Genomic DNA, 24,213 nt, shown 5'->3' with positions numbered 1-24,213 from the left:
TATCACGCCCTGAGCCTCGTAATTATAGCGTAGATGCCCACAAATAAAGGTCGTCTTTGCTTATTTTTCGTCACAAATGCATTATTTGTAACAAAGTATTAGAAAAATAATAATATTCAGGCATAATAAAGGCTCTGATTTTAAGTTTACATTTATTCACCGAAACCAAAACATCCTTATTTTTTCACTTTTACGCTTATCCAAGCACTACCGCAGTAGACAAGGAAGCTTATTATGACGACTTGTATCACGGGCACCGGCCTATACGTTCCTCCTTATAGCATCAGCAATGAAGAGCTGGTGGCTTCATTTAACCAGTATGTCGAAAACTACAACAATGAGCATGCCGACGAGATCGCAGCAGAAACTGTGACCGCACTGCAGCCTTCATCAGCTGCATTTATCGAAAAAGTATCTGGCATCAAATCACGCTATGTCATGGAAAAAGACGGGATCTTAGATCCTGAAATCATGGCACCTGTGATTCCTTATCGCCAGCTTGGCGAAGAGCTATCAGTCATGGCTGAGATGGGCGTAGCGGCATTGAATGATGCCCTAGCGGACGCTGGACTTGAGGCAAATGATCTAGACGGTATTATTCTAGCCTGTTCTAACTTTCAGCGCACTTATCCTGCCGTCGCCATCGAGATCCAAGAGGCAATCGGCATGGTAGGCGGTTTCGCTTATGACATGAACGTCGCTTGTAGTGCCGCCACTTTTGGTCTGTCACAAGCGCACGGCTCAATTATCTCAGGACTGGCTAAGCGCGTCGCCGTCGTCAACGTCGAGATTACCTCAGCGCATTTAAACTGGCGCAACCGTGATAGTCATTTTATCTTTGGTGATGTGGCGACGGCTTCTATCGTCGAAGAGCTAGAGACGCCTAAAGGTTATGAGATTATCAACTCAAAACTGTTTACTCAGTTTTCAACCAACATCAAAAACGAATACGGTTTTATGGATCGCTCCGAGTTTTTGGCGGCGCAGACTGAGATGTATCCTGATATCAAAGAGCCGGTCACGGACAAGCTGTTTTTACAAAACGGTCGCAAAGTGTTCCGTGAGGTCTGTCCAAAGGTATCAGAGATTATCACTGAGCACCTGCATGACAACGAGCTACAAGCAAGCGACATTAAGATGATGTGGCTGCACCAAGCAAATGCCAATATGCTAGATCTTATCTTGCGCACGGTCGTGGGGCGTGATGCGGACAAAGCCATCGTGCCAAGCGTCATCGATGAGTTTGCCAATACCAGCTCAGCCAGTCCGATGATTGTCTTCCATCGCTACAAAGACAAGCTGGCATCAGGTGATTTGGGTGTGATTTGCTCATTTGGCGCAGGTTACTCGATCGGCTCGGTGCTGGTGCGCAAGGTATAAACGACAGCGATACCGCTAGCACCTAGCACGGCGGCTGATAGTTACTGTTACCTGTTGTTCACTACCGACAACAACAAATAGCTAAGAGCAATCTTGGCTATTTTTTTATGTCAGTAGGATATGGTATCAAGCTATTGATTTCTATCACTTCTGCTCGGCCGCACAGGCGGTAATTTATGAGTATAATAGGCAGATTGCTGACAGGTTTTAATTTAAACGGAAAAATTTGCTATAATCACTCTCTTATTCCCCTCATTTGATTAAAAGTCCTTTTATGAAAGAATCCTTACGCCTGCGTTTAGACCAGATGGTAGACCGTTATGAAGAGGTCACCGCCTTATTATCCGATCCTAGTGTCATCAGTGACAATAATAAATTTCGTGAGCTGTCTGTTGAGCATAGTGACCTGATGGACATCACCACGTTATGGCAGAACTATGGGCGTGCAGAAACTGATCAAGCAGATGCTGAGGCGATGCTGGCTGACGCCACTGATCCTGACATGAAAGAGATGCTGATCGATGAGATCGACAGTGCTCGTGAAACCATCGCTGAGATGGAAGAAGCGCTCAACGTCATGATGCTGCCCAAAGACCCGAATGATAAGGTACCAGCGTTTTTGGAGATTCGCGCTGGGACGGGCGGTGATGAAGCGGCGATTTTCTCTGGTGACTTGTTCCGTATGTACCAAAAGTATGCACAAAACCAAGGCTGGACTGTTGAGGTGCTATCGGCAAATGAGGGCGAGCACGGCGGCTACAAAGAAATCATCACCCGTGTCTCAGGCACCGGCGTCTATGGACGCCTAAAGTTTGAGTCAGGCGCGCATCGTGTCCAGCGTGTACCAGAAACAGAAAGTCAAGGCCGTGTCCACACATCCGCGTGTACGGTGGCTGTCATGCCAGAAGTTGAGATTGATGATACAGTAGAGCTCAATCCTGCTGATATCAAGATGGATACGTATCGTTCAAGTGGCGCAGGTGGTCAGCACGTCAACACCACCGACTCAGCGGTGCGCTTGACGCACATACCGACAGGCGTGGTGGCAGAGTGTCAGCAAGAGCGTAGCCAGCACAAAAACCGCGCAAAAGCGATGCAAATGCTGATATCACGCATTCAGCAGGCCAAAGTACAAGCGCAGGTCGATACCGCAGATGAGATGCGTCGTGACCTCGTCGGTAGCGGCGATCGTAGTGAGCGTATCCGCACCTATAACTTCCCGCAAGGGCGTATGACCGACCACCGCATCAACCTAACTCTCTATAAGCTCGATTCAATCATGGAAGGCGATTTAGATGAGCTGCTTGATGCGCTACTGCGTGAGCACCAAGCAGACTTGATGGCCAGTATCGGTGGCGGCGATTAATAGCCGCGCGTCGCAAAGATTGATAAGTACCATCTAAACGGGCAGTATTCTTAGCTGCTCTACTATTATTTTTATGTTTTTTATTTCATTACCTAATCATTTTGAGAAGTATTATGTCAAAGCACAATAATCAAAACCAAGAGCAAGCGCCCACATTAGAAGAATCCAATGAGCTGATTGCCCAACTGCAAGCCAAGCTAGACGCTATCACAGAGTCGGGCAAGCCGGCGTATCCAAACACCTTTAAACGCACAGATTACGCCAAAGATTTGCAAACCGCCTTTGAAGGTATCTCAAAACAAGAAATCGAAGACAACGTCGCAAAAGGCGAAAAAACTCAGGTCAACGTGGCAGGACGCGTCATGTTGAACCGCGGCGCGTTTATTGTCATTCAAGATATGACGGGTCGTATTCAGCTATATGTCGCTCGTAAAGAGCTGGATCCAGAAACACTTGCCACCATCAAATCATTGGATTTGGGTGATATCGTTGGGGTGTCAGGCTATATCGGACGCTCGGGTAAAGGCGACTTATACGTCCATATCGAAGAGTTCACGTTATTGACCAAGTCGCTACGCCCGATGCCAAACAAATTCCATGGCCTCGCCGATGTAGAGGCCCGCTATCGCAATCGCCATCTTGACTTGATGACCAATGAGACCACACGCGATACCTTTATGGTTCGCAGTCAAGTGATCAGTGGTATTCGCAAGTTTATGCTGGGTGAGCGTTTTATGGAAGTAGAAACGCCGATGATGCATCCCATTCCAGGTGGCGCAGTGGCGCGTCCATTTGTGACCCATCATAACGCGCTAGATATGCCGTTATATTTACGCATTGCTCCTGAGCTTTATCTAAAGCGCTTAGTGGTCGGTGGTTTTGAGAAAGTATTTGAGATCAACCGCAGCTTCCGTAATGAAGGGGTATCGACCCGTCATAACCCTGAATTCACCATGATTGAGTTTTATCAAGCCTATGCTGATTATCATGATTTGATGGATTTGACCGAGCGTTTATTTAACGAATTGGCAATGGATATCTTGGGTACCACAGAGCTTACTTACCAAGGAGAAGCCATCAGCCTAAAAGCGCCATTTGTGCGTCTGTCTATGTCTGATGCGATTGCCAAATACGCCGAAAACTTCGACATGTCACGTATCAATGATCGTGACTATCTGGCAGAGTATGTATCAACAACGCTCAAGCAACCAGTAAAAGACGTGTTTGGTGTGGGTAAACTACAAACCATTATCTTTGAAGAAACGGCCGAGCATCAGCTGCGCCAGCCAACCTTTATCACTGAGTACCCAGCTGAGACTTCACCGCTGGCGCGCCGCAGCGATGACAATCCAGAAATCACCGATCGCTTTGAGCTGTTCATCGGTGGCCGCGAATTGGCCAATGGCTTTAGTGAGCTTAACGACCCAGCAGACCAAGCAGAGCGTTTTCACGGTCAGGTCGCCGAAAAAGACGCGGGCGACGACGAAGCCATGCATTTCGATGAAGAATACATCGAAGCCTTGTCTTATGGCTTGCCACCGACTGCCGGTGAGGGTATCGGTATCGACCGTTTGGTGATGCTATTTACAGATTCGGCGAGTATTCGTGATGTGATCTTGTTTCCGCACATGCGTCGCAAGCTAGAAAGCTAGAAAGCTTAATATATGCTATGCGCTTAGCGGTCAAAAAACAAGCGAAAAGGGCTTTGCTTGCCATCAATCTGTGCTGAGACTAAACTAAACATAAGCAGGTTTTTCTGCTTTTGTAAGTTTTTCTACTTTTAAGGAATAGGCTCAGAATTTTAGAGCGCACATTTATAGGGATATTATGGATACTCAGCAAGCTGCCTCTTCAATTTGGCAACAGATGGTTCAGCAAAGCTTTTTGTCGCTGTATGAAACTGCAAACGATGACACACTTACCTCTGATCAGTTTCAGGGGTATGATTTTGTCTTTGAGTTCTCTGACGCGCGTATTTATATGCTGGTCAATGATGTCATGAGGCAAGCAAGTCAGCATGACATTGATAGCAGCCAAGTTCGCGAGTGGCGAAAAGAAGTCGTCAATCAGCTGATCAAGCGTCATGCAGCGCTTTATCAAAAAAACGATAAATCTCTGACAAATAGCGATGTGCAGAGGGATAAAGCCGTGTACTTCGTCGGTCTGACGTCGCTTGCAGTCCAGCACCATGCTGGCCGTGCAGAGGCACAGACTTATGCTATTGGCTATGAGTATGGCAGTCAGTTTTTTGCTGAAGACTGCGTGCTAGATTTGGATGATGAGCAAAGCGTCCTGCAGGTTTTTAGTTATCAAAACTTTATCGATATCTTGCGGCAACTGGTGACGCCAAGTGATTTGACCGCCTTTTTAGACTTTCATCGTCGTCAGTTGACGAGTTTTGAATCCTTTCAAGATGAGTCAACGCTGCTGGCGGAGTTTTTGCAGTCGCCAGATTTTCATCAAAGAGCCATCGCTGTACAAGAGCAATTGGTCAAGTATGAGCTGATTGACCAGATTGAGCCGCGCTTACTTAAGGCCACAGAGCCTGGGCAGACGGCTTTTGCGGCGGCTCTAATGGCAGAGATCCAAAAAAACACAGGCATGTGGTATAAGCTGTTTAATGATCTGATCAAAGATGCTTATGAGGCGCAGCGCCCGCTACCAAAAGCACAGGTCGATACATTAGTTGATGAATCGATGTATACTTATGCGTGTTTGATAGAAAAAATCCTCGCTTATAGAACCATGGATCAAGACTCACGCTGGAATGGCTATGTCCGCCACGAGCACTCTTATAGGACGTTTGGTCGTCATTATCTGATGGTGTTTTATGCCCAAGATCCTCATGGTTCGCTAAGCGCCGAGCAGGTGCGCGGTGTACATCAAGATCTGTTGGCGGAGCTCAATGCACAAATGCAAGCGCCTGTGATGGAAGATTTGTTTTTGATCGGTGTCGAGTTTAGACCCTGCGAAAACAGCGTAAACACTGAGGTACATTTGGATGCGTTTTATCAAAGTGGTGCGCTCATCGATGCAAACACTAAGCGCTTATACCAGCAGCTGGCACAGCTAAAAGCCCAGTTATAAATCAGGCGGGCTGTTGATCGCTGGGCGGATGCGCTATTTATCTTTGTATTATTCAAATTGGCATTTATTATGACGCAGCAATATCAAGTTTTAGCTCGCAAATATCGCCCAAAAAACTTTCATGAGTTGATTGGACAAACGCACGTCTCGCAAGCATTGATTAATGCGATAGATTATAATCGTCTGCATCACGCCTATCTGTTTACAGGGACGCGCGGGGTGGGTAAGACGACGATTGCGCGTATCTTATCAAAATGTTTGAACTGCGAGACGGGTGTGACGAGCACGCCTTGCGGTGTGTGTGATAACTGTGTGGCCATCGATCAGGGACGTTTTATTGACCTGATTGAGATTGATGCGGCCTCTCGTACCAAAGTCGAAGACACCCGTGAGCTATTGGACAATGTCCCTTATGCGCCAAGCCAAGGGCGCTACAAAGTGTACTTGATTGATGAAGTACACATGCTATCGACCCACAGTTTTAATGCCTTATTAAAAACACTAGAAGAGCCGCCCGAGCACGTCAAGTTTTTGCTGGCGACCACTGATCCACAAAAACTACCGATCACTATCATCTCACGCTGCTTGCAGTTTGTACTGCGTCCCTTGCCGCAGACGCTACTTAGTGAGCATTTGGCAAATATCTTGACCAAAGAGGATGTGGCTTATACCCAGCCTGCACTTTGGCAGTTGGCCAGTGCTGCCAAAGGCTCGGTGCGCGATGCTTTGTCACTGACCGATCAGGCCATCGCTTTTGGTCAAGGTGGGCTTGACGATGCGACTGTTAATGCCATGCTTGGGTTAATTGATTCAGCTGACTTGGTTCGTCTTATCACCGATATCTATAACCATGATAAGCCTGCTGTCGCCGCCCACATTGAGCAGATGCGCACGCAGATGGTCGATGCAACCAGCATGTTTGATGGGCTCGCTGAGCTGTTGCATCAATTGGCTTTGACACAGTTGTTGCCTCAAGTGGCGCTCAACGTTAATGAAGTACAAGCGCAAAATATTCATACCCTAGCGCAGCATATCAGCCCTGATGTGCTGCAGCTGTATTATGAAATCGTTGTGCAAGCGCGTGAAGGGGTCAAGCTTGCCAGTACGCCCATGCAGGCGCTTGAGATGTGTCTACTGCGTCTACTGGCGTTTCGTCCGCTCGCAGCTGATGCGGTGCTGACAGAAACCCCTCCTACGCTGCCGCAGCTGCCTAGTGAGGTGAAAGATTCACCGACAGCTTCTACGGCTGAGTATAATGTTTCAGCAGTACCGCTACCAGATGACGATGTAGATTATCAACATGATCTTAGTCAGCAATTGCCGTCAGCTGCTTATGCTCCTGAACCGATCGTAGAGCCTGAACTGATTACAGAGCCTGAACCAATTGCAGAGCCTGAACCAATTGCAGAGCCTGAACCAATTGCAGAGCCTGAACCAATTGCAGAGCCTGAACCAATTGCAGAGCCTGAACCAATTGCAGAGCCTGAACCAATTGCAGAGCCTGACGGAAATAATTCTCAATTGACTATGACGGCGGATGATCCTCGCACGTTATTGCGTTGCCCGCCACAGGAGCTGACTGGCGAGTGGACGCCAGACAAATGGGATTATTGGCTACAGACCGCTCGCGAGGCTGAGAGCTTGGCGCAAGACGAGCTAGCATTGGCGCGTCAGGGCATGATGACTGGGCTGTGTAATGGCAAATCGACCTTTGTGACCAGTGTGGACAGCCGCCATTTACAAGCCACCTTTCAACACTTAGCGGCAAAACTGCAGCAGCAGTTCGAGCAAGCCGAGATCGACCTAAAAATCGACAGCAGTGTCATGCAGTCTGAAGACAAAACCCCAGAGCGCCGTCAACAAAAGCGTATGGTGCAAGCAAAGTCACTGGCAGAAACCAAATTGCTTAACACCCCTGTGATGCAGTACCTACTCGAGCGTGGCGAAGGTAAAATGGGTAAGGTTCAGCTATACTAAACAGTAAAATTTTTTTTATATTAAAATCGATTAACAGTCTATATGGCTACTAAACACGATTGCTATCCAAAAATATCAAGGCGATGATTGCTATCACCTTGATATTTTTGTTTTTATTAAGAGTGATGCGTCATTTTAGATAAAAAAAGATGGTATTTAATCACTGTAAGACAAATTAAAATTCGTTATAATAGTTAAGTTATATTAAAAAACCAAATGCAGGTTAGGTGAGAATATGTTGGATAATTTACGCGGTATGGCTGTGTTCGCCAGTGTGGTTGAACATGGCTCCTTTAGTGGCTCAGCCCGTGAGCTTGGTATTACAACCAGTGCAGTCAGTCAGCAAATCCGCTCATTAGAAAACGAGCTGGGTGTGGTGTTATTGCACCGATCTACTCGAAAGCTTAGCTTAACGGAGGCAGGCGAGAGTTTTTATGAAGCGGCAAAAGATGTGGTCAGCGCGGCCGAGCAAGGGCGCATCAAAGTCAATCAATTGCGAGATGAGCTTGCTGGTAGCTTGCGAGTGGCGACCACCCCTGAGCTGGGCGTCAATCATATTTTGCCTGCGCTCTCGACGTGGATGGCCGCCCACGATGACTTGAGCATCACCTATTTGGCAGACAACCATTATATCGACATGATCGACGAGCGCATTGATATTGCGGTTCGTATGAGTCCAACCATCAATGACTCGAGTCTGAGTAGCCATCCATTGACTGATGTACGCCAGTTGCTGGTTGCCTCACCGCAGTATTTGCGTCAGCATGCCAAAATACAAAGCCCAAAAGACCTCAATGATCACCAGCTGATCTGTATCGAAATCATGAAAGACGCCAATCAAATTGATCTGGTTCAGACAGAAACGGGCAAAAAAACCCGCATAAAAATGAACTCTCGTATCTATACCAATAACGTCTTTATGGCGACGACATTGGCCAAAGAAGGCCACGGTCTGGTGCGAATGCTGGAGATGGATGTTAAAAAAGAGCTAGAGAGCGGCGAGTTGGTAGAGGTGTTGACCGGTTATCAGCTGCCAAGCTTTGTGCTATATGCCGTTACTTTAAATCGCGAACAGCAGCCTGCAAAAATAACCCGTTGCCTTGAAGTATTAAAGAAGTATTTTCATGCCAACTAAAGCGCGATGCATCATCAGTGCGATGATGGCTTTAGCATAAAAAAGAGCCTATAGGTTTCGATTATCTATAGGCTCTTTTTTACATGTCACAGTCAATTACTTTATCGCTTTATCATGAGGTCTTTAATAGCTCAATCAAACGATCAGCGACCTGTGCACTCTCATCACGTCTCATATTTAGTGGCGGCAATAAGCGTATCACGTGGCCACCCGTGACATTGATGATAAGCTTTTGCTCATCGCGTGCACGATCCACCAGCTGAGTACAGTCCATGTCCTCAGGTAACACGACACCGATCATCATACCTGCGCCGCGCGCACTGACGCCATACTGTCCTAGTGCATCGACTAGCGTCTCACGGATGAATTGCCCTTCGGTGACGGCATTATTCATGATGTCAGTATTGGCGAGTACATCATAAACACTATGCACCACACGACTTGCCAGCGGCGTACCGCCATAAGTTGAGCCATGGCTGCCCGCGCCAAACAGCCCATTGGCACGGCCACGTACCATACAAGCACCTACAGGAAAGCCATTTCCCAAGCCTTTTGCCGTTGTCAAAACATCAGGGCGGGCATTGCTGTGCTGATAAGCGAAGTATTTGCCAGTACGGCCATTACCTGTTTGTACTTCATCGAGCATAAACAGCCAGTTGTGAGCGTCACATTCAGCCTGTAGTGCTTCTAAATAGCCAAAGCCATTTTCGGCGGTATTTAGACCACCTTCTCCTTGAATAGGCTCTACCAAGATAGCGCAAATCTCATCGTGTTTTTGCGCGGCTTGTTTGATGGCTTCAATATCGCCAAAGGGCACACGGATAAAATCCTCATCTAAAGTGTAAAATCCTTCGCGAGCTTTTGGGTTGGCGGTGGCTGACAACGATAGCAATGTGCGGCCATGAAACGACTGTTCCATGACGATGACTTTTGGACGGGCAAAACCTTGCTGGTTGGCGTATAAGCGTGCAAGCTTTAAAGCGGCTTCGTTTGCTTCAGCACCGCTATTGGCAAAAAACACACTGTCCATCTGCGCGGCGGTGCATAGCGCTTCTCCAGCGCGCTCTTGCCAATCGATACCAAATAAGTTGCTGGTATGAACCAAAGTCGCGGCTTGCTGCTGAATGGCGTCTGTCACTTGTGGATGGCAGTGCCCTAGGCCACAAACGGCAATGCCCGTTAGCGCATCTAAATACGGGGTATCGTCTTTGGTATACAGCCAACTGCCTGAACCACGAGTAAAGCTGATTGGTTGACGGTTATAAGTGGGCATCAGGTAAGTTGCAGACATAGTAAACATCCTTAAGATGATAAGTGAGTAAAAAAGTAAGTGTTAGAGTTCGTCAGAAAAAGGCGTGGTTTCTGCAGGTAAGGTGTATTCTTCGTTTGCCCAAGCGCCTAGGTCGATCAGTTTGCATCGACTGCTACAAAATGGCTTGTACTTATTGTCTTGCCAAGCGGTCTGCGTGCCGCAGCGGGGGCAAGGATAAGTCTTGGGAGGCGCACTTGAATTACTTGAATTGGCTGGGTTGGAGGTTGATTGGGTCATAGTCGGTATACATGCATCCTTAAATTTATGATTATCAGCTTGGCAAGCGTATGGATCAGTCATCAGCTGATTGAGGCCAATCTAATGCTACCAACATGCGCCCTCAGTCTGCCGAGTAAACAACAAATAGTAAAAAACGTCTAAATATTTGCCAGACCAGATAGCATGAAGGTATCAGTGCTATTTGTTTGATGGTTATCTATCTCAGTTTTATCGATTTTTTGATAAGAAGACATTCCCAAAACAGGGAGGTGGGAAGCATGACTTGCCAGCGTTATATTACTATTGTCGCGGATTGACTATATAATAGCATGTGGCCGAATAATGGCAAAAGACAAATGCTTTAAGGATAGTAGATGACCGAACATATCGAGCTTACGCATCGACAGCAGCGTGCCTTTCAACCAAACAAGCTCTCAGCACCGCGCAGTTTTTGTATTCCTGCAATCATACAACAAACGACAACCCCTGTGCCCTTACTCTTAGAGATTGGAGCGGGGAAGGGCAAGCATGCGCTCAGCTTTGCCGCCGAGCACCCAGACCAGCACTTGATTGCCATTGAGCGTACGCGCAACAAATTCGATGCTTTTGCAAAACTGGCCGAGCGCCAAGCGCTGCCGAACCTAGATGCGATACATGCTGATGCGATCGCCTGGATTGTCCATGCGATAGAGCCGAATAGTATCGCTAAGATCTTTATTCTGTACCCCAATCCTGAGCAGCATAACCCCAATCAGCAGTGGTTAAACATGCCGTTTTTTGAGTTTTTATTATCACGTTTGCAGGTAGGTGGAGAGATCATATTGGCCACCAATATTGAGAGCTATATGGATAATGCTGAGCAGCAGGCGACGAAAGTATGGTGCTTACCCAATGAGCGCTACAAGGTATCACAAGATAGCCAGCGTACCCACTTCGAAGTCAAGTATCTGGCGCGCGGTGAGATATGCTGGGAGCTCTGTATGCGTAAGCCTGTCGGCTACAATACCAGATTTGATCAATGGCAAGCGAATCTAAGTACTCATAAAAGTTAATAATAGCCTAAGTAAAAATAGAGAGCAAAGCTTGCATAAACCTACAAGGCTAAATAAACTATATAAAATAGCCTAAGCAAATAGAGTTAAAAAAATAAAACCGCCTCTAAAAGAAGGCGGTCAAAAAATAACGCATAAACTTAAGCAAAAAATCGCTAAAATTATAAATAAGGCTTTACCAATTTATCAGAATCAGTATAAGCATCTAATACTGTCAAAAATGTATAGGCACCAATAAACTTACGACTGATAAACATAAACTCTTTTGGCGGTAAATTAAATTCAAAAGACTGCATAGCACGGCTAGCCTTTGATGAGAGGCGAGAATGCAACTTACTATTTGCCCAGATATAGCAGTTGTCAGCATCTAGACATTCCGCTGGAATATCAGGGTTGGTTGCAGGATTGCTAAAGGGTTCGGTGGCCAATAAGAATAGGGCAGCAATATCAGATTTGACCTTTTGACTCATACTATCAAAGAAGTCATAACCTGTCATGGCTCGCATCATGGCCTGATGATCATGGTGATAGCCAGCTTTTAGTAAGCCATGGGCGATGGTCAAAAGATGGTTGTCAAACTGACGTATCGCGCCAAAATCTAATAACACCAATTTGTCGATATCGTCTTCGTTTTCACTAACGCGTACCAGATAGTTGCCAAAGTTAGGATCTGTCTGCATCTCGCCCCAAACAAAAATCTCTTTCATCATGATTTCGATAGCGGCTTGACCAATGGCGTTACGGCGCTGATGCGACAACTGTTGCAGCGATGTAGAAACCACTGTGATACCTGGCTCATAGGACATGCACAGCAGACGTTTTTTAGAATACGTGCGATTGATTTTGGGTACGATATAACGTGGATCATCTTTTAGACGCTCATAAAAACGCTCTGTCGTGGCCGCTTCTGCTTCGTAATCTACCTCATGATGGAGTAGGTCGCGTATCTCCTCAAACCAAGCATCAAGCGCTCGCGTTTGCGGCACGATGTTACTAACCTTTAATAACTGTTTAAACAAAGCCAAGTCTGAGTTGATGGCATCCGCGACGCCTGGATACTGGACTTTTAGCACGACTTGCTCACCTGTGGCAATAACGGTGGCACGATGTACTTGAGCCAAAGACGCTGTACCGATAGGGATCGGATCAATCGTCAGCTCGCTTATTTTATCGCCCAACAATGTATGAAGCGTTTGCTCAATCGTTGGCCATGATAGCGTGGCGGTATCATCATTGAGCGTTTGCAGCGCACGCGTAATCTCGGGAGGCAGTATGTGCTCACCATATATTGCGAGCATCTGACCGATTTTAACCACGGAGCCTTTTAGTTTGCCAAGCTCGGTAGCAAGATAGTTTGCTTGTGTCTCCATAAAGGCTTGGTTGCGTGCGGTGCGTGCTTCTTTATTTAAAAACATACCAGACACGCTGTTGCCCGCCCAACGACGCCCAATATTTAAGGAGGTTTTGGCAATCGACATCCGTCTCTCAAACCCTGAGGTTTTTAGGTTATCGATAGAGTGCTTGGTACTAGAGGGTTTAGACGTATCGTGTGCCATAAATATAATCATTCATCCGGTTGCTATTGATTTGCGGGCATAAAACCTACAATACAAGGGACATGCGATGGTCGATACAAAATTGTATCATAGAAACTGCCTTGGGTTGATGAAGCGATGCACTCTGATAGCAGTTACTTTGTAAGCTCAGTGCATGGTGTTAGCCGTCACAAATGCAGCGATGCAACATAAAGAAAATCAGATCTAGCATGACACTAGATCTGATCAGAGTTACGATAATAAGCCAAAACAGTAAATAGGGTAGGCTAAAGTTGGCCCGTATTTATCACCATTTTATGAGCGGCTGTTTTCGCGAGCGATAGCATGATGACCAATATCACGGCGATACTGCGCCCCATCAAAACTAATCGCACCAGTCACTGCCAACGCCGCTTGTTGCGCGTCCGAAATGCTATCTGCCAAGGCGGTCACGCATAGGACGCGGCCACCGTTGGTCACGACTTCTTTTTGATGATTGGCGTTTTGATCTTGCACCTCTGCGTCAGAAAATGCGGTGCCAGCATGGAAGACTTTGACTAAGTTGGCATTGTCGGTATCAAGCTTTGGCAAGCCTGCAATGACATCGCCTTTCGATGAGCTTTCAGGATAGCCTTTAGAGGCAATGACGATACCAAGGGCAGGGCGCGCGTCCCATTTGGCAGCACTCGGCAGCTGACCTGCCAGCCCTTGCGCGACCAAGTCGACCATTGATGACTGCAGGCGCATCAAGATTGGCTGAGTTTCTGGATCACCAAAACGGCAGTTGAACTCGATAACATAAGGGTCGCCTGATTTATCAATCATCAGACCTGCATATAAAAATCCGGTATAAGGATGACCTGCAGCTTTCATGGCATCAACCACAGGCTGAATCACTTTTGCCATCACTTTATCATGCACCGCTTGGGTGACGACGGGGGCAGGAGAATATGCGCCCATGCCGCCAGTGTTGGGGCCTGTGTCACCTTCATAGGCGCGTTTGTGATCTTGGCTAGTCGCCATAGGCAAGATGTTGTCACCATCAATCATACAAATAAAGCTGGCTTCTTCGCCCTGCAAAAACTGCTCAATGACCACGCGACTGCCAGCATCGCCAAACTTGTTGCCTGCCAGCATATCATCGATGGCTTCGTAGGCTTGTTCGATCGTCTCTGCTACGATAACGCCTTTACCTGCGGCCAGACCGTCTGCTTTAATAACAATCGGCGCGCCTTGCTCATCGATATAAGCTTTGGCAGCAGCGGCATCGGTAAAGCCTTGATAGGCGGCAGTCGGGATGTTGTTTTGCGCCATAAATTCTTTAGCAAAGGTTTTTGAGCCTTCTAGCTGCGCGCAATATGCCGTCGGCCCCCACGCTTTGATACCAGCATCGCGGCAAGCATCGACGATGCCTGAGACCAGCGGTGCCTCGGGCCCAACGATGACCATATCGATGGCGTTGGCTTGACAAAACTCAATCACACCGCTGTGCTCGCCATCGGTGTCATTTAATATGACATTTTGGCATTTGGGCTCTAGAGCAGTACCTGCATTACCTGGTGCGATATAGACATTTTTGACAGTGTCATCTTTTGCACATTGCCATGCCAGCGCATGCTCGCGGCCACCTGAACCAATCACCAAAATATTCATCATACATTTTGCCCTTAGTATTATTGCCTTTAGTATTCGCCGTATTCAGCAAGAAATGTGAACCATTGACGCACTGTTAAATATACTGCCGTATTCTAACAAAAAAAGCGCAGCGATTGCCATGAGTATCCGCCCGCCAGCCTATATTGCACCATCTGAGTCCAAAACCACTGACTGTTTCATTAGTAAAAACCACTGACTGTTTCATTAGTAAAGGTTATCGACATCGCGCTGATTCATGAAATGATGTTGTACGCTTTAGCTGATGCCTGAGGTGCGTTAAACTGCCATAGATTAACGGTGTTAAGTCTGACCGGCTATATGTCTTTTAACAGACGCGTCAAAAAAGAGAAAATCCACACAAATCAGACGTGACGATAGCGTTATGGACAGCGAAATAGCACAGATTAATAAAATCAAATAAATATCAGTATGTTACATATATAAAAAAGGACAAAGGACATGCCAAACTCTCTGAATATCGCCGAAGAGCGAATCAGCCAGATAAGCGATATCGCCACCAGTTATGTACAAAAGGATAAATCGTCATTCGATCGCTTTATTCATAGCTATTATCAGCCGCTCCATCAAGAGACGGCGAAGGCTATCAGCAATGCTGACTTAGCTGGTATGGCACTTCATCACTTTACTTTGCTCAAGGCTTATGATGGCAGCAAGCCGCAATTGTCGGTGCTCAACCCAAAGGCCGAAGAGCAGCATTTTCATAGCTCACATACCGTCATTCAAATCGTCGCCTATGATCGCCCATTTTTGGTCGATACGATTTTGATGAGTCTAGAGTCCGAAGGTATCGATGTTCATCGCACGTACAACATCATTATCAATGTTGAGCGCGACGCTGAGGGCAATCTCACTCACATTCATAACGCGCATGAAAGCGCCACCTCGCACCTATCGATGATTCATTGCGAAATCGCCTATCAGGACAGTGAAGACTTGGCCGCCCTCCAGCAAATGCTACTAAATAAAATCGACACACTCGATACAGTCGTTGGCGACTGGAAACAAATGCGTGCGCAATTGATGGAAGTCAAAAATGAGCTGGCTTGCAAGCCATTGCCGGAGGTGTTTTATTCTCAGCAAGAGATTCAGGCGTTTTTAGAATGGATATTGGACGATCATTTTATCTTTTTGGGCTACCGCGAGTATCGTCTGGAGGGCGGGCAAGCCACCGAGGTAGATAGTGTCAATAATAAGGACAACGTCAATTCTCATGATAAGCCTGCGGACTTAGATTTGTTTGCGATCGGCAATAGTGGCCTTGGGCTACTGCGCGGCGCGGAGGAAGACAAGCTATCAGAAAGCTTTAGCCAACTGCCCAACGTCCTAAAGCAGCTACTGACCGAGCCGCGCGTCTTGATGCTGTCCAAATCAAGCCGAGTCTCGCCTGTACATCGTCCTGTTTATATGGACTTTTTGGGTATTCATAAGTTCGATGACAGCGGCAAGCTGGTCGGTGAATATCGCTTTATTGGGCTACTGACCTCACAAGCCTATCAGCTCACTGTGCAGCAAATACCGCTACTGCGCGAAAAAGCTAATAAAATCATGGCAATGGCGGATCTACCGCGCGATGGTCACGCCCATCACAAAATGATGCATGTCATCAACACCTTGCCTCGCGATGATCTGTTTCAAGCCAGCGTAGAAGAGCTCTATCCTATCGTCTCTGGCATCAGTCAGCTACAAGACAAAAAAAGCCTACGCTTATTTAGCCGCGTCGATCATTATCAGCGCTTTGTCTCCTGTTTGGTCTATATCCCGCGCGATAAGTTCAACACTGAGCTGCGTATCAAGGTGCAAAACGTCCTAAAAGAAGCTTATGGCGGCACATCATCTGGCTTTACCACGGAATTCAACGAATCGGCCCATGCCCGCGTACACGTCCATGTGCGCACCGTGCCAGGTCAAGTAAAAGAGGTCAATACCGCCGCGCTTGAAGACAAGCTCTCAGCGCTGATGCAATCTTGGAGCGACAATTACCAAAAAATGCTGCTAGATAATGTCGGCGAGCAGCAGGCCAATGCCTTAAACCGCCGTTTTATGAGTCATATCCCAGCTGCGTATCAAGAGCGTTTTGATGCGCACACTGGTGTGGAGGACATCAAACGCTTGGCGGGCTTGAGTGGTGAGCAGCCGATGATTTGGCACCTATACCAATCAACAGGCGACGCTAGTAATCAGCTACACTTAAAGCTCTACGGCCGCGAGCAGCCAGTTATCTTATCAAAAGTACTGCCCATCCTTGAGAACTTTGGGGTGTCGGTGATATCGGCGCAGACATATGAGTTTGACTTGCCAGAGCAGCCCATCTGGATGCAAGAGTATGAGCTTATGCTCGAACACGTGGATGCGGTCAATATGCAAGTGGTGCGCGGTCAGTTTGAGGACAGCCTTAAGCAGATTTGGGCAGGGCTGGTCGAGAGTGACTCGTTTAACGAGCTGGTGCTCACGACCAAGCTAGATACCTTTGATGTGGTGGTGCTGCGCGCCTTATCACGCTATATGGTACAAGCTCGTGCGCCGTTCTCTAGTACCTATATCCAGCAAACGGTGGTCAAAAACAGTGATATCAGTGTGGCACTCGGTAGCCTGTTTGATGCGCGCATGAACCCCAAGCATGATGATGAGAATCGTGCCAAAAAAACCGCTGAAATCGAAGAGCAGATCTTATCAGCGTTGGCGGATGTCGATAGCCTCGATGAAGACCGTATTTTGCGTTGGTATTTGGATCTCATCAAAGCCATGGTACGTACTAACTTTTATCAAACCGATAGCGAGGGTCAGCGTAAAGATCGCTTGTCGTTTAAGTTTTTGGCAGCTGATATCCCCAATCTGCCCAAACCCAAGCCCATGTTTGAAATATTTGTCTATTCGCCGCGCGTAGAAGCGGTGCATCTGCGCGGCGGTAAAGTGGCACGCGGCGGTCTGCGCTGGTCAGATCGTATGGAAGATTTTCGTACCGAAGTACTCGGCTTGGTCAAAGCGCAGATGGTCAAAAACGCGGTGATCGTTCCTGTCGGCTCCAAAGGTGGTTTTATCGTCAAAACCAAAACCATGGCTGATGGCCGTGATGTCTTCCAAGCAGAAGGGATTGCCTGCTATCAGACATTCCTGCGCGGTATGCTTGATGTTACCGACAATATCGTCGATGGACAGATCGTCCCGCCAGCCAACACCGTGCGTCATGACGAAGATGATCCGTACTTGGTCGTCGCCGCTGACAAAGGCACAGCAAGTTTTTCTGATATTGCAAACAGCTTAGCAAGCGAGTATAACTTTTGGCTCGATGATGCCTTTGCCTCTGGTGGCTCGGTTGGGTATGATCACAAAGCCATGGGTATCACCGCCCGCGGCGGCTGGGAGTCGGTCAAGCGTCACTTCCGTATGCGCGGCATGGATATCCAAAACCGCGATGATTTTACTGTGGTCGGTATCGGTGATATGAGCGGTGATGTATTCGGTAACGGCATGCTCAGATCCACTCATACCAAGCTGGTCGCCGCCTTTAACCATTTGCATATCTTTATCGACCCCAACCCAGACACTGCGACGTCGTTTGCAGAGCGTGAGCGCTTGTTTGAGATGCCGCGCTCGACGTGGGATGATTATGACAAATCGCTTATTAGCCAAGGTGGCGGCGTGTTTTCGCGTACCGATAAGAGCATCCCTATCAGTGCTGAGATGAAAGCGCTGTTTGATATCAGCGAAGATAGCTTGGCGCCCAATGAGCTGATCAGCGCATTACTAAAGTCACCTGTCGATCTAATCTGGAACGGCGGTATCGGTACCTATGTCAAAAGTGAAAACGAGACGCACGCCGATGTCGGCGACCGCGCCAATGATGCTGTTCGGGTTAATGGTGGTGAACTGCGCACGGCGGTCGTCGGTGAGGGCGGCAACTTAGGCTTTACCCAGCAAGGGCGTATCGAGTACGCACAGACGGGCGGACGCATCTACACCGATGCGATCGACAACTCAGGCGGGGTCAACTGCTCAGACCATGAAGTCAATATCAAAATATTGCTTGGCAAAGTCGTTGAGCAAGGTGATATGACCTTAAAGCAGCGTAATGAGCTGCTAGAGTCCATGACGGATACCGTGGCCGAGCTGGTACTGCGCCAAAACTACCTACAGCCACAGGCGATTGAGCTCAGTCATATCCGTGCAGCCGCCAACTTAAGTGATCATCAGCGGTTTATTCAAATGCTAGAGGGCGAAGGTCGTTTGGACCGCGCTATTGAGTATTTACCATCGGATGAAGAGATTGTTAAACGCCAAAAAGCTGGGGTAGGCCTTACCAATCCTGAGCTGGCAGTCGTCTTAGCGTATGGAAAAATGTGGGTATATGACAACCTGCTATTATCTGATTTGCCAGATGAGCCATATTTTATCAATGAGCTACGCAAATACTTCCCTGATGAGCTGGCGACGCGTTTCTTTGATGAGATGACCCAGCACCGCTTGCACCGTGAGATCATCAGTACCTACCTGACCAACAGTGTGGTCAACCGGTTGGGTATCGAGGCGCTGTTCCGCCTGTATGAAGAGACGGGGCAATCACTGGCAACCATCGTGCGCGGTTACGCCATCAGCCGTGATGTCTTTAATATCTCCAAAGCATGGAAAACGCTTGAAGTGTTAGACAATCAAGTGGACGCCACGTTGCTATTAAATCTAGAGCTGCGTCTGCGTGATGCACTAGAGCATGGCGTGGTCTGGTTTATCAATGCCTTTGGTCAGGACTTACAAGTGGCTGATATGATTGGCCGCTTTAGCGACAGTGTGGAAAAACTGACCAAATCTGGCGGGTTCATCGAGCAGCAATTTGCCGAGTATTTGCAAGAAGATGCCACAAGCTTGATGCAAGAAGATTTGGCCGAAAATGATGCGACGATGTTTGCGATGTTGCCATATCACGTGGATGCGCTAGATGCAGCATTGCTCGCTGAGCAATATGATCGCCCTGTCGATGAAATCGCCACATTGTACTTTGAGGCGTATCATGTCTTGCAGCTCGATTGGATGATGGATAATATCGCCACCTTACCACAGCAAGACTATTGGGATCGCCGCGCGCGTCATGCGTTAGTCAATGAGCTGTCACGCAGCTTGCGTATGCTGATGGACGCGATACTCTCAAAACCAGATGCCAAGCAAGCCTTTAGTGAATGGCGCTCGCGTCATCTAGATCAACTGGCAGCGACTGAGGCTGAAATGGATAAGCTTGACGCCATCGATGGTGAGATTGGTTTATCGACATTGTCCGTGCTGATGAGCGAGTTGAGTAGTTTGGTGACAAAATAGGCAATTTGGTAAAGGATGGACACAGCAGTCGCTGCTATCTTTTAGCATTCTTTTAAAAGCCACCGCTGATTATCAGCGGTGGCTTTTTATTGGTTGAACTTAGTTGAGTTCACTCAAGATCAATGATCAGCGTTATTACTCTCAAACCCAATCTTACCTGCCTGCTTATACATATAGAGTAGCCTATGAGTCTTTTTCGGCGGTTGTTTTTACAACTCGGCGACAGCCTTGTCCGCTGATTTGGCTAAAGCCGCCTGAGAGTTTTTCGACCTTGATTTGCGTCAAGATACGATCTTTTAACGCCTGTACGTGGGAGATAACCCCAATCAGCTTGCCTTCTTGTTGTAAGCTGGTCAAAGTATCGAGTGCGATATCAAGTGAGTCTTCATCAAGCGTACCAAAACCTTCATCCAAAAATAACGAATCGACACGGATATTATGACTGGCCATTTGCGACAGCCCAAGTGCCAGTGCTAGGCTGATGATAAAGCCTTCACCGCCGGAGAGGTTTTTGGTGCTACGAACCTCACCGCCTTGATAGTTGTCAATGACATTCAGCTCAAGCGGGTTGCTGTCGTCGTGAATCAGCAAATAACGGTCACTCATTTTTTGCAATTGCGTATTGGCATGGCCAATCATGACTTCAAACGTTAGGCCTTGGGCAAAGGTACGATACTTTTTGCCATCAGCCGAGCCAATTAACATATGCAGCTGCTGCCATACTTGTAGCTTTTGTCTTTGCTCATCAATGGCGATCAGCTGCGCCGCTTGTGTATTTTTTTGCTGCTCGTTGTCTTTAAGCTTTTGATCAATGGCACCAATTTTTTGGTTTAACTCGTCGATGTCTGTTTGTATCTGCTGATATTGGTCAGCAAGGAGCTCTCGGCTTGCATTCGTCATAGGCGCAGCAAGACTTTGCGTCAGTGCTTGCTGCGTACTGTCCAGCTGCAGCTGAGCTTGATGCAGCGCAGTATCAATCGCTACTTTACGTCTATGTAGGGCGTCACGCTCCTCTTTGGGCAAGCGGGTTTTGACAAAAGCGGCTTCATCGACAAAATCGGACGCTGTGAGTAAGTCTGTAAAGATACTTTGCTGAGTGTTCAGTGTGGTCGTCGCCGACTGTAGCTCTGTTGCTAGCTGCTGCTCTCTACTCTTTAATTGTTCTAATGCCTGTTGTACGGTATCTAGCTGCCTTTGCGCTACTCTTTGCTTATCTTTAGCAGCATCGACAGCATTGCGTAATTTATTTTCTTCATCATCTGTATCTTTATCTGCAAAAATCTCTGTTCTATCTTGTTTTGATTGTTCGATAGTCTTGACCTTATGAGCAATTAAGCGCTCTAGCTCGTTGAGCGTTGTTTCATCACTGTGCAGCTGTGCTTGCTTGGTTTCAATCTGCGCAGTCAGGCTACTTAAGGTGTTGGTCAGCTGCTGTTGGCTGTTTTTTTGCTCATTGAATTTTTGTTTTAACTGACTTAAAGCGCTGCGCTGTTGCCGCAGTTTTTCAATATGATGGTCACATTCTGCGCTGTCTATTACGGTTTGCTTATCAAAACTATGACCCAATTGCGTAAGTGCGTCAGATAAGTCTGCCGTATTGAGCGCTGTGGTTAAGTATGCTTTATGTTGGTCCATGGGATACTTATTTGCCAGGGCTGAAATGGTGCTCAGCAGAGGCGTTAATTCTGAGAAATTAGCAGTGATCTTATCTTTTATCCCAACAATTTTTTGTGAGTTAAGCTTAATGTCAGTTGTCAGGTTGTTAATATCATGACTGACCACTTGTTGCTTTTTTTCATCAGCCTCAATAGTCGTACTGAGCTGTGCAGCAGTTTCAGTTAAATTGTCATATTCGATTACTATGGTTTTAAGAGACTGTTTATGTTCAGTTAGATCGTGTTTGGCGGTATCTAATAAGGATAAGCTAGGCTCTAGGTTCGCAGTAGCCGCATCAATGTTATCGTTTATCTGCGTAAGTGGGTCGATAATTGCTGCGATTGCTTCAGAGTGATTGTTTTTAGCCTCAAATAGCGAGGAAAGGTAAACCTGAACATCACTATGTAAGGTTTCGGCTTGCTGCTGTAGTGGCGCCAGTTGTTGCTGCTGGTTATTCAGCGTCTGTTCTTTGGTGGCATATTCGATATTGTGTTTTGATAAATCTTGTTCAAGGTTATCAATAATGGTTTCTAGTTCCGCTATTTGCTGCTGTGTTTGTTGCGTCTTAGAGGGTTGGTGTTGGCTGGTATCCTGGTGACTGCGGTCTAATAATGGATGATGCTCACCATAAGGATGCTCAGTGGCGCCGCAAAGCGGGCAGGGCGATCCATTTTCAAGCTCTGCTATGTAGTCTTCAAGCTTAGCGACCTTTTGTAGTAGATTCAGATGCTCTTGCTTCTCTTGCCGCTTGAGTTTGGCATCTTGAATGTCTGATCGATGATCAGCAATGAGTCCTTCTAAGGCCGTTAACTCTTCATTGAGCGTCGGTAGTGAACGTTTGGTATTTTCGATTTGGTGAGCAAGATCGGACAGCTGCTGTAACTTATAGCTGGCTTGTGCAATCTGAGTGTTGATTTGGTCGACTTGCTCTTGCTCATGACGCATACTTGCAAGCGATTGTTTTTCGATAAGTGCCGCTTGTTGCTGTTGTACGCTGGCAAGTTGCTCGCGTTGCTTGGTTATTAATAAACGATCTGAATCTTGTTGCTTAGACAGCTTATCGAAATCAGCTTGTAGCTGGCTGGCTCGATGGTCATACGCAAGTTTATCCGTAGTCAAGCCGACATTATCTTTTAGCAGCGTCTTTAATCGGCCACAGCTGCTATCAAAGGTCGCTATGTCTGTATCGAGGTCGTTTAGCTCTTTATAATCATCAAAATACTTTTCTAGACTGCCAAGCTGAGTCTTCGTCTCTTGCTCTGTTTGGCTGTGTCTGGCTATTTCTTGATGTAATCGTTTCGTATTATTGACTAAGTCGTCTTTACGTTGCTTGTCGTTTGCCAAAGAGTGAAGTTGCTGTTTTATCTCAGCATCCAATTCGCGTGTTTTTGAAATAACAGGCAGAGTAGTTTGCAGATTATCTGTTGCTTGTTTTTCAATGGTAGTGATATCGTTTAAATGGGTCGTAACTTGTGCAAGCACTGCTTGCTGAGATGGAATATTACTGAGTAATTGATGTTGTTCACTGCTAAGCCGATTGACCGTCTCTCGGCTATAGCCAAGCTTATGAAACTGGCTGTCAATCTCTAAAGCTTTACTGGCCAGCTCCAAGCGCTTGGCCTCTGGAGTAAATTCTATCTGTGCATGCTGCGCTGCGGAAAAATCTTTTTGATAACTCGCAAGGCTCTGCTGTAGCTGCTCAACCTGCTCCAGCCACTGCAGCTGCTCACTTACGGTTTTAAAGCGTTGGCGCTGCTTATTTTGTTGCTGGTTAAGCGTCTCAAGCTCTGCTGCCAGTCGTTTTTCATCCTCAGGACTCAGTAAAGATAGACTGTTCACGCCTGCCTGTAGTTTGCCAAGCGCTTCTTTTTCAGTACGGTGTCTTTCATGGACATTGAGCGATATTTTGGCATAGATGGCAGTGCCGGTGATTTTTTCCAGTATAGCTGCTCTATCACCAATATCCGACTTCAAAAATGCGGCAAAACTGCCTTGAGCCAGCATGATGGAGCGAGTGAACTGATTAAAATCCATACCGATAAGGTCTTGGATATAGGCGGATGTCTTGGACTTTTTTTCTTCTAGAATCTTGCCAGTTTTAACCTCACTGATCTCATGTCTAATCGGTAATAAGTTACCCTTGGCTTTTTTATGCGCGCGGTGCTGGTACCAGTAGCATTGATAACGTGTAGAGTCGATCTCGATGATGACTTCTGCTGAGCATTCACCCGTACCTTGGGTCATGATCTCGTTAGTTGAGCCGGTAATATCGCCCAATCGTGGTGTTTGGCTATAGAGTGCTAAACAAATCGCATCTAAGATGGTGGTCTTGCCAGCGCCTGTTTGCCCAGTAATAGCAAAGATACCTTCATTCAAAAAAGCAGGATCACTAAAGTCAATGTGCCATTCGCCTTTTAGGGAGTTGAGGTTTTTTAGTCGCAGTTCAATCAGTCGCATGAGCAGGTCTTATTTTTAGATAGGTCTATAGAGTGATTATCAAAGTAGTTGACATG

Annotated in this window: 13 protein-coding genes; 8 read left to right on the top strand and 5 right to left on the bottom strand. The window is 47.0% G+C overall.

The features are described 5' to 3' along the window. Window positions 1-234 precede the first annotated feature (234 nt). The 6 genes from JFC05_RS03685 to JFC05_RS03660 all read left to right on the top strand — a co-directional run bounded on the left by JFC05_RS03685 (window position 235) and on the right by JFC05_RS03660 (window position 8,945). Complete coding sequence (locus tag JFC05_RS03685; RefSeq protein WP_198335815.1) at window positions 235-1,380, top strand: beta-ketoacyl-ACP synthase III; 1,146 nt, start codon at window positions 235-237, stop codon at window positions 1,378-1,380. 274 nt (window positions 1,381-1,654) lie between these two features. Next, complete coding sequence (prfA, locus tag JFC05_RS03680; protein ID WP_105245729.1) at window positions 1,655-2,746, top strand: peptide chain release factor 1; 1,092 nt, start codon at window positions 1,655-1,657, stop codon at window positions 2,744-2,746. A gap of 113 nt (window positions 2,747-2,859) precedes the next feature. Next, entirely contained in the window at window positions 2,860-4,398 is a 1,539-nt protein-coding gene (lysS, locus tag JFC05_RS03675; protein WP_105245731.1) for a lysine--tRNA ligase, read from the top strand. 175 nt (window positions 4,399-4,573) lie between these two features. Continuing rightward, on the top strand, window positions 4,574-5,833 hold the full coding sequence (locus JFC05_RS03670) for a hypothetical protein (RefSeq protein WP_198335814.1): 1,260 nt from the start codon (window positions 4,574-4,576) through the stop codon (window positions 5,831-5,833). Between the two features lie 69 nt (window positions 5,834-5,902). Further along, window positions 5,903-7,810: a DNA polymerase III subunit gamma/tau gene (gene dnaX / locus JFC05_RS03665; RefSeq protein WP_198335813.1), complete on the top strand. Its 1,908-nt coding sequence runs from the start codon at window positions 5,903-5,905 to the stop codon at window positions 7,808-7,810. Window positions 7,811-8,045: 235 nt separating this feature from the next. After that, window positions 8,046-8,945, top strand: coding sequence for a LysR family transcriptional regulator (locus tag JFC05_RS03660; protein ID WP_105245737.1), 900 nt, complete (start codon window positions 8,046-8,048; stop codon window positions 8,943-8,945). Window positions 8,946-9,057: 112 nt separating this feature from the next. Here the strand turns inward: JFC05_RS03660 and JFC05_RS03655 are convergent, their stop codons facing one another. Then, entirely contained in the window at window positions 9,058-10,236 is a 1,179-nt protein-coding gene (locus tag JFC05_RS03655; protein ID WP_198335812.1) for an aspartate aminotransferase family protein, read from the bottom strand. A 42-nt stretch (window positions 10,237-10,278) separates the two neighbouring features. Then, window positions 10,279-10,494 carry a DNA gyrase inhibitor YacG gene (locus JFC05_RS03650; RefSeq protein ID WP_198335811.1) on the bottom strand — a complete coding sequence of 72 codons (216 nt, stop codon included), beginning with the start codon at window positions 10,492-10,494 and terminating at the stop codon, window positions 10,279-10,281. A gap of 356 nt (window positions 10,495-10,850) precedes the next feature. Between JFC05_RS03650 and JFC05_RS03645 the strand changes: the two genes are divergently transcribed. Continuing rightward, on the top strand, window positions 10,851-11,528 hold the full coding sequence (locus tag JFC05_RS03645) for a DUF938 domain-containing protein (protein ID WP_198335810.1): 678 nt from the start codon (window positions 10,851-10,853) through the stop codon (window positions 11,526-11,528). Window positions 11,529-11,689: 161 nt separating this feature from the next. Here JFC05_RS03645 and JFC05_RS03640 read toward each other — a convergent pair whose 3' ends face one another. Both JFC05_RS03640 and purD read right to left on the bottom strand, forming a co-directional pair. After that, window positions 11,690-13,084, bottom strand: a complete 1,395-nt coding sequence (locus tag JFC05_RS03640; RefSeq protein WP_198335809.1) for an ABC1 kinase family protein — start codon at window positions 13,082-13,084, stop codon at window positions 11,690-11,692. Window positions 13,085-13,378: 294 nt separating this feature from the next. Then, a complete protein-coding gene (gene purD, locus JFC05_RS03635; protein WP_198335843.1) occupies window positions 13,379-14,716 on the bottom strand; it encodes a phosphoribosylamine--glycine ligase in 1,338 nt (445 codons plus the stop codon). A gap of 462 nt (window positions 14,717-15,178) precedes the next feature. Between purD and JFC05_RS03630 the strand changes: the two genes are divergently transcribed. After that, complete coding sequence (locus JFC05_RS03630; RefSeq protein ID WP_198335808.1) at window positions 15,179-20,044, top strand: NAD-glutamate dehydrogenase; 4,866 nt, start codon at window positions 15,179-15,181, stop codon at window positions 20,042-20,044. Between the two features lie 183 nt (window positions 20,045-20,227). On the opposite strand, the gene JFC05_RS03625 is transcribed toward JFC05_RS03630, so the two are convergent. Next, window positions 20,228-24,157 (bottom strand): AAA family ATPase, encoded by a 3,930-nt coding sequence (locus JFC05_RS03625; protein ID WP_198335807.1) that lies wholly within the window; start codon window positions 24,155-24,157, stop codon window positions 20,228-20,230. Window positions 24,158-24,213: the final 56 nt, after the last annotated feature.

Source organism: Psychrobacter celer, assembly GCF_016107555.1.
GTDB classification, from domain to species: Bacteria; Pseudomonadota; Gammaproteobacteria; order Pseudomonadales; family Moraxellaceae; genus Psychrobacter; species Psychrobacter celer.
This window is presented reverse-complemented; position numbering and strand designations above follow the sequence as displayed.

Bases quoted from the DNA above. Each gene is read 5' to 3' on its own strand.
- JFC05_RS03625 (WP_198335807.1), bottom strand. From the start codon at position 24,157: ATGCGACTGATTGAACTGCGACTAAAAAACCTCAACTCCCTAAAAGGC.
- JFC05_RS03630 (WP_198335808.1), top strand. From the start codon at position 15,179: ATGCCAAACTCTCTGAATATCGCCGAAGAGCGAATCAGCCAGATAAGC.
- JFC05_RS03685 (WP_198335815.1), top strand. From the start codon at position 235: ATGACGACTTGTATCACGGGCACCGGCCTATACGTTCCTCCTTATAGC.
- JFC05_RS03655 (WP_198335812.1), bottom strand. From the start codon at position 10,236: ATGTCTGCAACTTACCTGATGCCCACTTATAACCGTCAACCAATCAGC.
- purD (WP_198335843.1), bottom strand. From the start codon at position 14,716: ATGAATATTTTGGTGATTGGTTCAGGTGGCCGCGAGCATGCGCTGGCA.
- JFC05_RS03670 (WP_198335814.1), top strand. From the start codon at position 4,574: ATGGATACTCAGCAAGCTGCCTCTTCAATTTGGCAACAGATGGTTCAG.
- prfA (WP_105245729.1), top strand. From the start codon at position 1,655: ATGAAAGAATCCTTACGCCTGCGTTTAGACCAGATGGTAGACCGTTAT.
- dnaX (WP_198335813.1), top strand. From the start codon at position 5,903: ATGACGCAGCAATATCAAGTTTTAGCTCGCAAATATCGCCCAAAAAAC.
- JFC05_RS03645 (WP_198335810.1), top strand. From the start codon at position 10,851: ATGACCGAACATATCGAGCTTACGCATCGACAGCAGCGTGCCTTTCAA.
- JFC05_RS03660 (WP_105245737.1), top strand. From the start codon at position 8,046: ATGTTGGATAATTTACGCGGTATGGCTGTGTTCGCCAGTGTGGTTGAA.
- lysS (WP_105245731.1), top strand. From the start codon at position 2,860: ATGTCAAAGCACAATAATCAAAACCAAGAGCAAGCGCCCACATTAGAA.
- JFC05_RS03650 (WP_198335811.1), bottom strand. From the start codon at position 10,494: ATGACCCAATCAACCTCCAACCCAGCCAATTCAAGTAATTCAAGTGCG.
- JFC05_RS03640 (WP_198335809.1), bottom strand. From the start codon at position 13,084: ATGGCACACGATACGTCTAAACCCTCTAGTACCAAGCACTCTATCGAT.